This is a genomic window from Chryseobacterium sp. IT-36CA2 (assembly GCF_949767875.1).
Lineage (GTDB): Bacteria > Bacteroidota > Bacteroidia > Flavobacteriales > Weeksellaceae > Chryseobacterium.
In genome coordinates, this window is sequence record NZ_CATKPG010000011.1 from 658,532 (window position 1) to 673,350 (window position 14,819).

Annotated in this window: 13 protein-coding genes; 6 read left to right on the top strand and 7 right to left on the bottom strand. The window is 34.4% G+C overall.

What is annotated here, in order from left to right; all coding sequences use genetic code 11:
* Positions 1–29: 29 nt before the first annotated feature.
* The 5 genes from ACM6F9_RS03850 to ACM6F9_RS03870 form a co-directional block, all read right to left on the bottom strand.
* Positions 30–1,682, bottom strand: coding sequence for a serine hydrolase domain-containing protein (locus tag ACM6F9_RS03850; RefSeq protein WP_414844483.1), 1,653 nt, complete (start codon positions 1,680–1,682; stop codon positions 30–32).
* Positions 1,683–1,775: 93 nt separating this feature from the next.
* Positions 1,776–2,690: a helix-turn-helix domain-containing protein gene (locus tag ACM6F9_RS03855; protein WP_414844484.1), complete on the bottom strand. Its 915-nt coding sequence runs from the start codon at positions 2,688–2,690 to the stop codon at positions 1,776–1,778.
* 166 nt (positions 2,691–2,856) lie between these two features.
* Positions 2,857–3,696, bottom strand: coding sequence for an SDR family NAD(P)-dependent oxidoreductase (locus ACM6F9_RS03860; protein WP_414844485.1), 840 nt, complete (start codon positions 3,694–3,696; stop codon positions 2,857–2,859).
* A gap of 120 nt (positions 3,697–3,816) precedes the next feature.
* The gene (locus ACM6F9_RS03865; protein ID WP_414844486.1) at positions 3,817–4,623 is read right to left on the bottom strand and encodes a helix-turn-helix transcriptional regulator; all 807 of its coding nucleotides are present in this window, start codon (positions 4,621–4,623) and stop codon (positions 3,817–3,819) included.
* On the bottom strand, positions 4,620–5,549 hold the full coding sequence (locus ACM6F9_RS03870) for a helix-turn-helix domain-containing protein (protein ID WP_414844487.1): 930 nt from the start codon (positions 5,547–5,549) through the stop codon (positions 4,620–4,622). Before ACM6F9_RS03870 ends, ACM6F9_RS03865 begins: the two co-directional genes overlap by 4 nt.
* Positions 5,550–5,653: 104 nt before the next feature.
* On the opposite strand from ACM6F9_RS03870, the gene ACM6F9_RS03875 reads away from it, so the two are divergent.
* The 6 genes from ACM6F9_RS03875 (at position 5,654) to rpoN (ending at position 13,128) form a co-directional block, all read left to right on the top strand.
* The gene (locus ACM6F9_RS03875) at positions 5,654–6,253 is read left to right on the top strand and encodes an LA_2272 family surface repeat-containing protein (RefSeq protein ID WP_414844488.1); all 600 of its coding nucleotides are present in this window, start codon (positions 5,654–5,656) and stop codon (positions 6,251–6,253) included.
* Between the two features lie 21 nt (positions 6,254–6,274).
* Positions 6,275–6,736 (top strand): hypothetical protein, encoded by a 462-nt coding sequence (locus ACM6F9_RS03880; RefSeq protein WP_414844489.1) that lies wholly within the window; start codon positions 6,275–6,277, stop codon positions 6,734–6,736.
* Between the two features lie 29 nt (positions 6,737–6,765).
* The gene (locus ACM6F9_RS03885; protein WP_414844490.1) at positions 6,766–7,404 is read left to right on the top strand and encodes a hypothetical protein; all 639 of its coding nucleotides are present in this window, start codon (positions 6,766–6,768) and stop codon (positions 7,402–7,404) included.
* Positions 7,405–7,555: 151 nt separating this feature from the next.
* Positions 7,556–9,298 carry a helix-turn-helix domain-containing protein gene (locus ACM6F9_RS03890; RefSeq protein ID WP_414844491.1) on the top strand — a complete coding sequence of 581 codons (1,743 nt, stop codon included), beginning with the start codon at positions 7,556–7,558 and terminating at the stop codon, positions 9,296–9,298.
* A 758-nt stretch (positions 9,299–10,056) separates the two neighbouring features.
* Positions 10,057–11,505 carry an asparagine--tRNA ligase gene (asnS, locus tag ACM6F9_RS03895; protein WP_414844492.1) on the top strand — a complete coding sequence of 483 codons (1,449 nt, stop codon included), beginning with the start codon at positions 10,057–10,059 and terminating at the stop codon, positions 11,503–11,505.
* Positions 11,506–11,664: 159 nt separating this feature from the next.
* The gene (rpoN, locus tag ACM6F9_RS03900; protein WP_414844493.1) at positions 11,665–13,128 is read left to right on the top strand and encodes an RNA polymerase factor sigma-54; all 1,464 of its coding nucleotides are present in this window, start codon (positions 11,665–11,667) and stop codon (positions 13,126–13,128) included.
* A 68-nt stretch (positions 13,129–13,196) separates the two neighbouring features.
* Here rpoN and ACM6F9_RS03905 read toward each other — a convergent pair whose 3' ends face one another.
* Both ACM6F9_RS03905 and ACM6F9_RS03910 read right to left on the bottom strand, forming a co-directional pair.
* On the bottom strand, positions 13,197–13,568 hold the full coding sequence (locus ACM6F9_RS03905; RefSeq protein ID WP_414844494.1) for a hypothetical protein: 372 nt from the start codon (positions 13,566–13,568) through the stop codon (positions 13,197–13,199).
* Between the two features lie 15 nt (positions 13,569–13,583).
* Positions 13,584–14,819 carry a DUF6625 family protein gene (locus tag ACM6F9_RS03910; RefSeq protein ID WP_414844495.1) on the bottom strand — a complete coding sequence of 412 codons (1,236 nt, stop codon included), beginning with the start codon at positions 14,817–14,819 and terminating at the stop codon, positions 13,584–13,586.

Genomic DNA, 14,819 nt, shown 5'->3' on the forward strand with positions numbered 1-14,819 from the left:
CACTTTTCCACATTATTACTGATTATTCATTACTCATTACTCATTTTTAAGGCGGGTAAAAGATATTCCTGTACTATTTTTTCAGATTGCTGGTGTGCATATGGCTTATTATAGGCTTGTGCAGTAATTACTATGACAACTGGTATTTGAGTGAATATAATGATTTTATTTCCCCCATTTCCACTGGATTGGAAAGCTTCATAGCGGTTGTTGCCCACCGTGTAAACTTTTCTCCAGAATAAATATCCATATCCTTCAAAATCAGAATTATCAGTGAAATAATTGGTGAAAGATTTTTTAATCCAGTCCTTACTCAGGATTGTTTTTCCATTCCACACTCCGTTATTTTTATACAGTTGCCCGAATTTTGCGAAATCAAGTGCTTTCATACGCAATCCTCCAGCCAGTGAAGGCTTTTGCTGTGGTGTAAACTGCCATTTATAATTAGTGATTCCAAGAGGTTGAAATAACTTCTTATCAGCATATTTTTCCAAACCTTGTGGAACTTTTTTATCTAAAATATCTCCTGTTAATACAACCCCAGCAGTGAAATAACTCCAGTTTTTCCCTATTGTATTCTCTGTCATAGGCAGATCTAATATAAACTTAATCCATTTTTCAGTGGGATACATATTTTCTTCATTCCCGGGAGATTCATAATTTTCATCGTTTCCGTCAAATCCTGAGCTCATTGTCAATAAGCTCTTTATCGTGACATTATCTTTTTGTGAAGAATAATTTTTAAAGGGCTTCAGGTTATAAAATTCCTTCAGATTTTGATTTTCACTCTTTAAATATCCATCTTTGATCGCGATTCCCGTTAAAGCTGAAGAAAAAGATTTTCCTACAGATCGTGTATCTTGTAAAGAATCTCTTCCGGATCCGTTGAAATATTCTTCAAGAAGCAATTTCCCTTCTTTTATAACGACAATGCCGGTTATATTTTTAAACCTGTTTTCTGCAATTTTCTTATTCAGGGTTCTGATGATTTCCGTATTGATTTTTTCCTGAGAAATTATCCATCCGCTATTGGATTGGATAGGCTGAAGTGCAATCTGCTGTTCCGGAATATTCTGAGAAGGAACAGTAAGGTTGATTTGTCCTTCTGCAATTATAGGTCCTGTTTTGATGATAGAAGCATTGAGATAAGGTTTGATTTCAATTTTCAATAGGTGATTTTCTGCTGTCAGTGCATCAATTCCGTTGTGAGCCATATAAAAACGCATCCATAGATACCTTCCCCATGAATCTTCATTTTTACTGCTGACAAGAGGAATCCGTAATGTAGTTTTGATTTTTTTACTGTCCGGAGTACCTGCGCCTGTATTAAGGTTTTCCTTGTAGATGAGCTTTCCGTCTACATAAAATGAAAATTGATAATTTCCTTTTTTCAGCAATTCATCCACTGTCCAGCTGGGTTCAATCTGATGCAGATAGTTGACCAGAGAATTATCAAAGAAGGCCTGAATTCCAAGATCTCCGTTTTCCTGAAATACAGAAGAAGTGAGGATGTCTGAATCTTTCAGATTTTCCAGCACAATGTTTTGGGGAAGAAAAACAATTTTTCCGGAGTATTTTTTTTGAATTGGATTCTCAATTTTCTCAGGATTGACAATATCCTTAGTTTGTCCCTGATAAGAATAAAATATAAAGATAAAGATCAATAATAGGATAGGTTTCATCTTAAAAAAGTATTTAAACAAAAATAATGAACTTCCTTATGGTAAAATAGAATGAAATTAACATTTCTAATGTATTATTGATCTCTACAGATTTTAATTAAATAACTTTCTGAATTCTCCCGGAGACTGATGGGTTTTCTGTTTAAAGAGCTTACTGAAAGATTGTGGATGTTCGAATCCTAATTCATAAGCAATTTCGCTTACAGATAAACTGGTGGTACTCAAACGTTCTTTCGCAGAATCAATTAATTTATTCTGAATATGCTGCTGTGTATTTTGCTGAGTATGCAATCGGAGCAGCGTTCCCAGATAATTAGGCGAAATATTCATCTGATCAGCAATGGTTTTTACCGAAGGAATCCCATTTTCAAGGAGATTTCCGTTTTCGAAATATTGAGAAAGGATATCTTCGAACTTGTATAATAATTCGTGACTCGATTTTTTCCTGGTGAAAAATTGACGTTCATAAAAACGGTCTGAGTAAACCAGTAATAATTCAATCTGTGAAATAATTAGTTCCTGCGTAAATCTATCGGTATTTGATTGATATTCTCTTTCAATATTTTTAAAAATATCAACAAGAGTTTTCTCTTCTTTATCGGAAAGAAAAAGAGCTTCTTTTACCTGATAACTAAAGAAATCATAAGATTTTATTTTCTTTGTTAAAGAAGTATTCCACAGAAAATCAGGATGAATAAGCAATAAAAATCCGGTGGGGTTTACTTCAACCTCAGGATTGACCTCAAGACTTAAATATTGCTGAGGCGAAACAAAGCACAGGACTCCTGAATCGAAATCATATTGCTGCTGCCCATAATTGAATTTCGGGCTGACATTTTTTTTCAGGCCAATGGAGTAAAAATTCTGAATCCATTTCAATTCATCATTTTCAATAATATAATTGACTTTGCTGTAATCTATCAGGCTGATCAGAGGATGTTCAGGACTAGGCAGACTACAGAAAGCATGAAAATCTGAAATGGAATTAAAACGAATAGGCTGTTTCATAGAGCGAAGTTAGTTGTTTTTGTAAAAAGGATAACGTATTGATTCAAAAAGTCTTCGACTCCGTCCAGACAGACTTTTCTAAAGGTTTATATTTAATTTAGTCGATTAAATTAAAATATAAGTAGTGGGAATGTCATCCTGAGCGGAGTCGAAGAATATTACCAGATTAAATCGCAGTAGAAACGGTAAGAGTTTCCCATTTCTCAGCATCTTTCTTTAAAATATCAATTTTATTATTCAGAAATTCCACCGTTCCTACCCCTAATAATAAATGTACCGGAGGATTTTTCTCTTTACTGATCTGGATCAGAACATCAGCTGCTTTTTCAGGATCATTGGGCTGATTTCCATTGATTTCATTAAGATGAGCCTGTTCCGAATTTCTTGCTGCTTCATAAGCCTGAATAGGATTAGAAGGTGTTTTTACAGAATCTTTGGTTAAGAAATCTGTACGGAAATATCCTGGATAAACAACGGTAGCGTGAACTCCAAAATCTTTTACTTCTTCAGCCAGTGCTTCTGTAAATCCGGCAACGGCAAATTTTGTTGAACAATAGATTCCCCAGCCCGGAAAATTAGCAGAATAGCCGCCCACAGAAGAAATATTGAAGATGTTTCCTGATCTTTGTTCACGAAGATAAGGCATGGCATTTCTAATCACATTTAAGGTTCCGAAAACATTCACTGCATAATTTTCTCTTGCTTCCTCATCGGTAAGTTCTTCCAGTGTTCCGATTTGTCCATAGCCTGCATTGTTGACCACCACATCAATTTTTCCGAAATGATTCACTGTTTTTTCAATAGCAGATTTAATGTCATTATTGTCTGTAATATTGACGCTGAGAGGAAGGAAGTTTTCTGAAGATTCTCCGATAGTGGAGATCAGGGATTCAACGGTACGGCTTGTAGCAGCAACCTGAAATCCTTCGGATAGTAATTTTTTTACCAACTCGAATCCTAAGCCTTTTGAAGCTCCTGTCACGAACCATACTTTTTTTGTTTCCATTTTTAAATATTTTTTTGTTTAAATGATGGTACAAAGATGGAAACTTAAGGAAAGGGAAATGTAGCCGAATCGGGGAATGATGTATCCAAATCGTGAATGGTGATTGTATTCAGATAGATTTTAATAATTTTTCAGAAGATTCCTGTATTTCAAAGGAGTAATTCCTATATTTTCTTTGAAACATCTGATAAAATGACTTTGATCTGAAAAACCGCATTCCAGAGCAATATCTGTCAAAGAATTAGGCAAAGTGAGAAGTTCAAGAGATTTATTGAGCTTTAATTTTCTTAGGTATTCGCCCAGATTACAATGGAAATACTTATGAAAATCCCTGCTGAGATGAATAGGATGGATGTTCAGTGTTTTGGAAAGTTCCGTAAGATTAAGGTTTTCCGTAAAGCTTTCATGCAGAATTTCATTGATCTGGCCTACCCACAAAGGTTTTCTTTCAGCACTTTCTTTTTGATGGGTTAACTGACTGAAAAGATGTAACAGCAGCTGATTGACAGTGAGTTCAAAAGAATTGTCATTGCTTTTGGTTTCTTTAAACATCTGATACACCAGAAGTTTCAGTGCCGGATCTTTTATATTAAAACTTCCTTCCACTTTATTTTTCTGAATATCAAACCGGTCAAACCAGCTTTGAGTGAGCTCTATATGAAAACCTCTTGTAAAAACATCAGGTTTAATATTGTAATGTGGATCTTCCCAATGGTGATATAATAAGGTTCCTGCAGAACAGCCATAGACTTCTTTTCTGTTTCCTTCCGTCATATTGCCTTGCAGAAGAAAAGTGAAATAAGCATTTTCATGATAATGCCAGTCTACGTAAGGATGAGTATATTCTGTATCGGTGATGGTCAATCCTTCTAAATTGACCATTTGATTGGTGTTTCCAAAGTATTCGCCGTTACGAAGCGTATTCATGATAAATTTTGTTTTAATCGGTCAATCTGTTCATACATTTTATTGAAAAACATTTTCCTTTCACGGTTTCCGGATTCATTCAGTGATCTTGAATTTTTAATCTGATGCTCAAAATAGCTCAGAGAATCTTCACACGTGATTTTATCATTGGTCATCATATATCCAAACATGCTGAAAGGGACAAAAAAGGAACATTGTTCTTCATTTTTAAATAAAATACTGTTGTTTAAAATTACTAAATCATTCACATAAATCTGAAAATTAGTTTTTTCCAGCGTTTTTATTTCAAGTCCTTCCAGTAATTGTCTCAGGTCTTCCAGAATAAGATCCACATCATTTTTCTTTAATAACCCCATTTCATAATAGAATGAGATTTGTCTCAATGCACTCATAATCGTAGTGTCATTCCATATTTCTGTTACGTTTTGTTTATCGTAAAGGTCTTTCAATAGATCATTTTTTACAGAATGATATTCCATATTAAACTCATGAAACGGGCTCAGGAACTTATCCTGATTCAGTAGATTCATCCAGACATAAAACTTGAAACGGGACAGAATGGAATCTGAAATGGTATAAAAAAATGGGATGTCTTTTGCAGAGTAAAATACTTTGGAATTGGTGATATTCTGAAAAACATTCAAAATCTTCAGAGAGTTCTCGAAATAGTTTAAAAGATCTTCGGTGGTTTTTACAGGCTGTGTTCTTTTGACCACCAACTGATTTTCAGTTCCCAGAAACTGATCCAGCGAGATTTGATAGTATCTGGCGAGCTCCAGTGCTTCCTCAAAACTGAACTTGGCTTTCATAGAAGTCCTTCTGTGAGCTGCATCATAGCTGATATTAAGAATATTGGCGATCTCATCATTTAAAGATTTCTCACCGATTTTTCTTCGGATTTCCTTAAGCAGAGCTTCCTGGTGCATAGTTTTGTGATTTTCACAAATGTAGTATTTTTTTTAATTTTTTTTCACATTCGGAACAGGAACTTCTGCTGATAATTTTGAACTATAATTTTAAAATAAGAGTTATGAAAACACGAATTTTAGTAATAGCAGTTCTTTTATTCAGTAGTCTGGTTCATGCATCAGACAGTTTAAAAGTTGATTCTTTAAAGCCGAGATTAATCGCAGCTTCCCCCTCAAAGAATGTCCGAAATGTCAATGGGATTTTATTTAAATATTTTGATGAAGAAGACCATTTTAAACCTAAAAAAGTAAATGGATTGGGAATGGGATTCAATTTTGTGGGCATTTTTCTTCCACCATTGATGCTTGTTAACTTAAAATTACCAGGCAGTTATGATTATGTCATTGTTCCCCGTGAAAAGATGAATACAATCAACGGACTTCAATTGTCGATAATCAATATGGAACCTACAGTCACCAATGGATTGGAAATCAGTATTTCTAGTAATATAGATACCTATGCGGTAATCAACGGGATGTCTGTGTCTCCATTTTTTAATGTGCATCATGAGATGAAAGGCGTTTCTGTAGCGCCATTGGCCAATATTGGGAAGAAATGCAGAGGAATACAGATTGGATTGTACAATAAATGCGATGATTTCAGAGGAATACAAATTGGAGGGTGGAATGAGAAAGCTTCCTTTGATCAACTGGAATTTTAAGAAAAAGAAAACAAATTAGGCATGAAAAAGCTCACTCTAATAATCACAGTATTTCTTTGTGGCTTTCTGCAGGCCCAATTTGAAGAAATTAAGGAGAAAAGAGGACTGGCAATGCTTCTATGTACAAGAATTGAAGGAACTTCAATGGATAGAAAGACATTTTTGTCAATAGGAACAAAACTTACTGATGGGTATAATTATTACAGTTTAAGAGGTCACTTTAATTGGTGGGATGAAAGAAAACTGCTGGTTATTCCCGAGTTTGATTATTTCAGAAAGGTTGTATCGTTTCGGGATGGAGCAGAGGTATCCTCTTTATATGCAGGTGCAGGAATTTCACCTTATGCAGTTTCGCCCAAGGCAGGAATCAATTTCTACCATTTCTTTTGTGCAGAATTCGGGTACAACTTCGAATATAATACCTATAAACCATTCCCAATTGAAGGATTCCGCTTCGGAATAGGAATTAACCTGGTCTTTTAAATGATTTTAAACCATTAAATAATTCAACCATGAAAAATTATAAACTGATATTATTTTTATTACTGTTTTCAGGCCGCATTTTCTCTCAAAATGCCATCAATGATACAGTGAATACTCCAACAGAAGAAACCTTTGACTATAAAAAATATTATGACTGTGATTTTGGGGAAGGAAATGTTTTGATCGTCCTCAAAAAAGGAAAAGAGTTTACAGATCTTAAAGATTTAAGAAAATCTGGAAAAGGTTTTGCTATTAAAATGGAAGCGATCTACAGTATGGAATTTGCAGATGGAAAGAGATATGAATCAAGTGTGGTGAAGAAAATTACGAGCGATAGCCTTTCAATCACTAATTTTTTCAATGAAAATGCAGCCAAGCTGGAAGAACAGCCTTTTAAGTTGATTACGTATCCTCTTTCTTCTTTGAAATATGTCCGTTTTATAGATGATAGGATGCTGTCTCTATACAGCAAAAAGAATATTCAGAAGAGCTTTGACCTTATTGTAAAGAAAATGGATCGGGCGAAAATGTGTCCTGCGGTTATAGATTTTAAAGAAAGAAATGAAACCAAAGTGTGCCATTTTTATCTGACATCTCAAGGATATGATCTTCTTTATGAGGATAAAGGGAAGGTATATTACTTGGAAGGAAAAGTAGAATGGAAATGATTTTGAGAGGGTGCAGTCTTCATACTGTACTCTCTTTTGTGAGTTTATCAGCATTGGTTTTAATAAAATTATTCCCCATCCACGGAAAAAAATAAAAGGATTGGTGCATCTACTGAAGAAAAATAATATTTTTGTAATATAGCTAGGATGAATGATGAAAATAAAATTTTCACTACTGTTTTTAATTATTGGGATGGTGTTTTTTCATGCACAGGTCAATAATTTAGAAAAAAATACTCCGGAAAAACGAACTTATGAGGAATTGGAAAAAGAATTCTATAGTACTCGTATGGGAGAGGGAAACAGTAAAAGTATTGCAGATTATTATCTTAAAAAGGCAAAATCTGAAAAAGATGCGACTCATACTGCTGAAGGATATGTGATGCTTCACTTCGAAGCAAACTTACCGGATGCACTAAAATATCTTGACAGCTTACAACATATCACCCAAAACTCCAAAGAAAATACGTACCCGGCCAGAATTTATCTGTTAAGAGGGAATCTTTATTTTAGAAATGACAATCTCCAGCCTGCATTGAATAATTATATCTTAGGGCTGAAGTATGCAAAAGAAAAAGGAAATAAGAGGCAGATTGCGATGGCCCATATCAGTATTGCCTATCTGAATAATTATATCGGAAAACATGAAGAAACAGCTAAAGTTCTAAGGCATTACGTTTATGATGCTGATTATATGAATGAGGATGAGAAAAAAACGCTCAAACTGAATCTGGCTGATGCTTACATAGAAATCAATAAGATGGATTCTGCCTATATCCTGATACAGGATGGATTACAAGAATCCAGGAAAAATAAAGATCTTTACCGCTATTATGAGAACCTTGGGCTTTTGGGGTATTATAATCTGCATTCAAAAGAATACCAGAAAGCCATTGGCAGCCTGTTAGAATGTGAGAAATATTTCTTTACGAATAATAATAGTGATAAAAGAAGCCTGCATTATACCCTTTTATATTTGGGAAAATCTTATGCAGGCCTTCAGCAAAAAGACAAAGCCGTAGATTTTTTCCGAAAGATAGATTCTATGGTTCTTAAAACAAACTACATTTATCCTGAACTGAGAGATGTATACACCTATCTGATTGATTATTATAAAGAAAACAGTGATACCGAGAAGCAGCTGTATTATGTAGAGCGGTTTTTAAAGGTGGATAATGTTCTGGATAACCAGTTCAGATATATTTCCAGAGAGCTTCCGAGAAGATATGATACGCCGGAACTTCAGCAGGAAAAGGAAAGTATTACCAATGAGCTTACAAAAAGAAAGAGTCTGTTTTATATAGTGTTGAGTCTTTTATTGATATCACACTTGTTGTTCATCAACGTTTATTTTAAATATAAAAAGTCTGAAAAGAACTATAAAAAGATTGCTCAGGATTTAATTCTTTCGGCTAATGAAAGAAGATTTGATAGAGACTATAAATCTGAACCAGAAAAAGAAACCTTCTCTGAAACTCTTCCGATAGAAAATACAGGAAACTTAGAAGACAGGACTACCAGAACAATTTCGGAGGATATTGCTCAAAGTATTTTAAAAGAACTTGAAATATTTGAAAACAAAGATCAGTTTTTGAATAAAGGAATCACACTGGGAAGTCTTGCCAAAAAAATAAAAACCAACTCGAAATATCTGTCGGAAATGATCAATACTCACAAAGGAAAAAACTTTGCAACGTATCTTAATGATCTTCGTATTGATTACGCCATCAGCCGACTGGCCAATGACAGAAAATTCAGATCCTATAAAATTCCTTTTATTGCCGAAGAATTAGGGTATAATAATGAACAGGCTTTCACTTTAGCCTTCAAAAAACGAACAGGAACACCTCTTTCTATCTATCTGAAAGAAATTGAAAACATGACCGGAAAATAAGTTTAACTTATTCATTTTCATTTTATTTGTATTTATAGATTCATGATTTTAGGTATATAAATTTATGAATCTATATACCATACACTTGTGCCGTTATTCCAGTTCCTGCATCTTTGCTTCAGGTAAAAACACAACCATTTATTTTGTATGTGCACAATACAGGATATCAATTCAAAACTGTTGATTCATTACCATCTTAAGTCAGGAATTGAATCAATAAAAATTAATAATAAAGAGGATAAAAACCTAAAATAATAACCAAGAAAATAGAATGTAAATAATGAGATAATTGTTCAGAAATTTAAAAATATAAAGTGTAGTGATTATTTAAAAATCATAAGCATTTAAAAACAAAATCCGGTGAATCCTCCACAATGTTTAAAAGTATAGTATAGTCTAAAAATGGATGTATGGCCGGTAATGTACCACAGAGTTATCACTTAAAAACTAATAACCATTTCAGTAAAACTAATTCCATGAAAGCTCAGAGTAAAATAAAATTTTATTTTTTTTAAAAGTGATAGTGTAAAGTGTTCATTCCGGATCAATACGGATTTTATTGAAGTTCAGGACAATATTGAGTGGAAATGTAACCTGAAAATGCAGAAGAGTAAGCAGAAGAAAAAAGGTGAAATTCCTGAACAGAAAGTTTAAATGCTTGTTAAATGATTTTTAAAGACAGCGCAATCATCAAGTTGCGCTGTTTTTTTGTAACTTTGCGGACATTAATTTTTATATAAAAAATTTATCATCAACAAATGAAAAAGCAAACGATCAAAGAAGTCCTAAAGGATTACAAGAAAGTATTACATCATGACATTACAGTTTACGGATGGGTAAGATCCTTCCGTGCTAATCGCTTTATTGCGCTTAATGATGGTTCTACGATTAATAATTTGCAGATAGTTGTTGATTTCGAAAATTTTGATGAAGCGATCCTTAAGAATATCAGTACAGCTTCTTCCCTTAAAGTAGTAGGTGAAGTGGTAGAAAGCCAGGGAGCAGGACAATCTGTGGAAATTATTGCTAAAAAGATCATTGTTTTAGGAGATAACTTTACAGAAGAGCTTCAGAGTACGATTCTTCAGCCTAAGAAACACAGCCTTGAAAAGCTTCGTGAGCAGGCACACTTAAGATTCAGAACCAACCTTTTCGGAGCAGTGTTCAGAGTGCGCCATGCAGTAAGCTTTGCGGTTCACTCGTTCTTCAACCAGAACCAGTTTTTCTATATCAACACTCCGGTTATTACAGGAGCGGATGCAGAAGGAGCAGGTGAAATGTTTGGAGTAACGAACTTTGACCTGAACAATATGCCGAAAACTGAAGAAGGAGAAATTGATTTTTCACAGGATTTCTTCGGTAAGAAAACCAACCTTACCGTTTCAGGTCAGCTTGAAGGAGAAACTGCAGCAATGGGATTGGGAAGAATCTATACTTTCGGACCTACTTTCCGTGCTGAAAATTCTAACACAACAAGACATCTTGCTGAGTTCTGGATGATTGAGCCGGAAGTAGCATTCAACAACCTTGAAGATAACATCGACCTTGCGGAAGATTTCTTAAAATATGTGATCCAGTACGTATTGGATAACTGTAAAGATGATCTTGAGTTCTTAGACAGCCGTTTTGCGGAAGAACAAAAGACAAAACCGGAAAAAGAAAGAGCAAAAGAAGGTCTTATCGAAAAACTTCAGAATGTAATCGCTAAACGTTTCAAGCGTGTAAGCTATACAGAAGCTATCGAAATCTTATTGAACTCTAAAGAAAATAAAAAAGGAAAATTTGCTTACCCGGTTGAAAAATGGGGAACAGATCTTCAGTCTGAGCATGAAAGATACCTTGTAGAAAAGCATTTTGAAAGCCCGGTAGTATTATTTGACTATCCGAAAGAAATCAAAGCTTTCTATATGAAACTGAACGATGACAACAAAACCGTTGCTGCTATGGATGTTCTTTTCCCGGGTATCGGTGAGATTATCGGTGGATCAGAAAGAGAAGCAAGATTAGATGTATTAAAACAGAAAATGACAGATATGCATGTAGATGAACACGAGCTTTGGTGGTACCTTGATACCCGAAAATTCGGTTCTGTGCCGCATGCAGGCTTTGGTTTAGGATTGGAAAGACTAGTTCTTTTCGTAACAGGAATGACGAATATCAGAGATGTAATTCCTTTCCCTAGAACACCGAAAAGCGCTGAATTCTAGAACAATAAAAAAAGCCTTAATCACAAGTTAAGGCTTTTTTTATTATTTAATAGTTTATTATATTAAGGTAAGTCATGCAAAAATCATGCTAAATGCGTTTTTTATCAAATAAATTTATTAAATTCGTAGAATATGTTATGTTAAAACGTAAATTAGAATATGCTTAAACAACACTTACAACTCAAATTAGGACAGAAGCTGGCCCCTCAGCAGATCCAGTTGATGAAGCTTATTCAACTTCATACTCTTGAATTTGAAGAGGAGTTGGAGAGAGAGTTAGAAGAAAACCCGGCTTTGGAAATTGCAAAAGAAGATTCTAAAGAGGATGATTATTCTTCTCTGGAAGACGCTTATCAGGATGAGGGTACAGAAAGCATTGAAACAGATTTCGACGTCAATGAATATATCTATGATGACGAACCAAGCTATAAAACTGCATCCAGCAACTACTCTCCGGATGATGAGGAATTTGATAATGAAAGCCTTCTAACGGAGGGACAATCTTTATATGACTATCTTACGGAACAGATTCACTTGGTGAATATCAATGAAGAAGATCTTAAGATTGCAGAATATCTTATCGGAAACTTAGATACAGACGGCTATCTGAGAAGAGAGATCAAGTCTATTGTTGATGATCTGGCTTTCTCACAGGGAATTTATACCACAAAAGAAAGAGTAGAGGATATTCTTGAAAACTATGTTCAGAAACTGGATCCATCAGGAGTAGGAGCAAGAGGTCTGCAGGAATGTTTATTATTACAGATTGAAAAGAAAGTAAGCTCAGACAAAGCGGTGTCTTTGGCGGCCAATATCTTAAGACATCAGTTTGAAGCCTTAACGAATAAGCACTATAATAAGATCATTCAGAAATATGATATTGAAGAAGAAGATCTGAAAGATGCACTGGATGAAATCTCAAAACTATCTCCTAAAGTAGGAGGGAACTTTGATACCCAGACCATTACAATCAATCAGGAGATTATTCCGGATTTTGTGATTCAGGTGAAAGATGGGCAGGTAATTCCAATGCTGAACAGCAAAAATGCACCTACCTTAAGAGTTTCTGAAGAATATAAAGATATTCTGACTACTTATTCTCATGATAAGAATTCATCAGAACATAAGCAGGCTGCATTATTTATCAAGCAAAAACTGGATGCTGCAAAATGGTATATTGATGCTATTAATCAACGTCAGAATACCTTATTACAGACGATTACAGCCATTGTGAAGTTCCAGAAGGATTATTTCATTACCGGAGACGAAAAGTCTCTGAAACCAATGATTCTGAAGGATGTTGCAGATATTACAGGATTTGATATCTCCACGATTTCAAGGGTGGTAAAAAGTAAGTATGCAGATACTCCTAATGGTATCGTATACCTAAAAGATCTGTTCTCAGACAGCTTAACTAATGATGATGGAGAAGAAGTTTCTACCAAAGAGATCAAAACCCATCTTCAGGAAGTAATCAGCAAAGAAAATAAGAGAAAACCGCTTACAGATGATGCATTAGTCGTCATTCTGAAAGAGCAGGGGTATAATATTGCCAGAAGAACGATTGCAAAATATCGTGAACAGCTCAATATTCCTGTCGCAAGATTAAGAAAAGAACTTTAAGTTTATAAACATAAAAAAGGTGAATAGATCTATTCACCTTTTTTGTATTTTAAATTCATCTGATATCCCTAAGAAATCAGAAATATATTGTCACTTATCCTTTTAAACAGGCTGAATGTATTCACCTGTTTTCCATATTCTTTACTTTCCCAATGTATTTTTCCACCTTTATAATCATTCATCAGGACAAAGATTCCTCCATTGATCTTTAAGAAAGCAATAGCGGGAAAGCTAAGTTCTTCAATATCTTCCCACTCGTCCAGCCTTATTACCATTGCCTCAATGTCAAAATCATCTTGTAGTATATTGTAAAAACTGAAGAAGTTATAATCTTCCAGCGGTAGGGTATAGTCTTTTATTTTTCCTGCTTTTTTATGCTGCTGTACAAATTTCTTCAACAAAAAATTAAAGGACAGGAGATACTCATATTTTGCAATCATAAATGCTGAATTTTTTTAATAAATATAGTAGGCATTCTCTGTGATACGATTCTTTATGTTCTTGATGCTTATTTTATAGGGAATATTTTCTTCGTTTTTATAATGAAAATCAATCGTACTGATATTTTTTTTACTTACTCCTATCCATTGATTGCCCTTAAGCTTATAAAGAGAAAACTGATTATAATGGAGCGCATTCTCGCCTTCGTTAATTATGATCAGTTTATTTTTGTCCTGCGGATAAAAGGTAATATGAGTTTTTCCGATCTTGTAAGACTGTTCTTCCAGAAAATTCACATGCTGTTTTTGGTTGTAAGCAAGAAGCCTGGATTTCCATAATAAAAATCTGTAACGGGTATTGGTTACTCTTCTCTCTATATTTCTCCTGATCTTTTTTAAGGGATAGGAAACCTTGTTAGATTTATAATGAATCCCTTTTGGAGAAATTGAAAAGTTGCCCTTAGGTTCAAAACGATCTATAAAGAAATGCGGATTGTCCTTCAGATTGATAAGATGAATCAGCAGATATTGTTTTTCGGTTACAGTATTGAAAATATTACCCTCCACCCAATGATGGGTTACATTGGAATAAACAAACTCCTGAACAATATTTTTGTGATAATATTTAATTTCCTTTTGAAGTTCCAGCTTTCTTACCACGAGAGTGAAACTTTCAATTTCAGTTTGGATCTCAGTAATATCTTTGGTATGAACAAGATTAAACTCAAAGTTACATTCATCAAAACAGAAATGACGTGTATTTTGTAGAATATGCGCATAATCTTTACTCTGTTTGAAAAGGTTAATGCACTGTTCATTGTTTTTCAACAGGGTGAAGAATCCCGCAGGATAGTTTTTGTGGGGCGAAATAACATCATATTTTTTCAATAGCTTCTCCGTGATAAAATACCGGATATTCCCGAAAATAATATCAATGTCACAGTATCCCCAAAAGTCATATCCCTTTAAATAATCCTGAAATATCAATCCATAAGTAGGTTTAAAATCACACAATTTGTAACCATCCAAAATGTTGATGGATAAATTCAGTTTTTCGCTTGCTATTGCACTGAATTCAGCAAGGCTGCTGATCTTTATAAAATGAACATTCGGTAGATGAAAAGGCGCTTCCAGGTTGGTGAATAATAAAAAATCAACATCCGGATTGTATTTGCAGCTGTATAAAAAATGGTTGAAATACTCAGGCCAGCTTTTGCCAAAATAACAGTTTATTAATGCGATTCTGGTCAT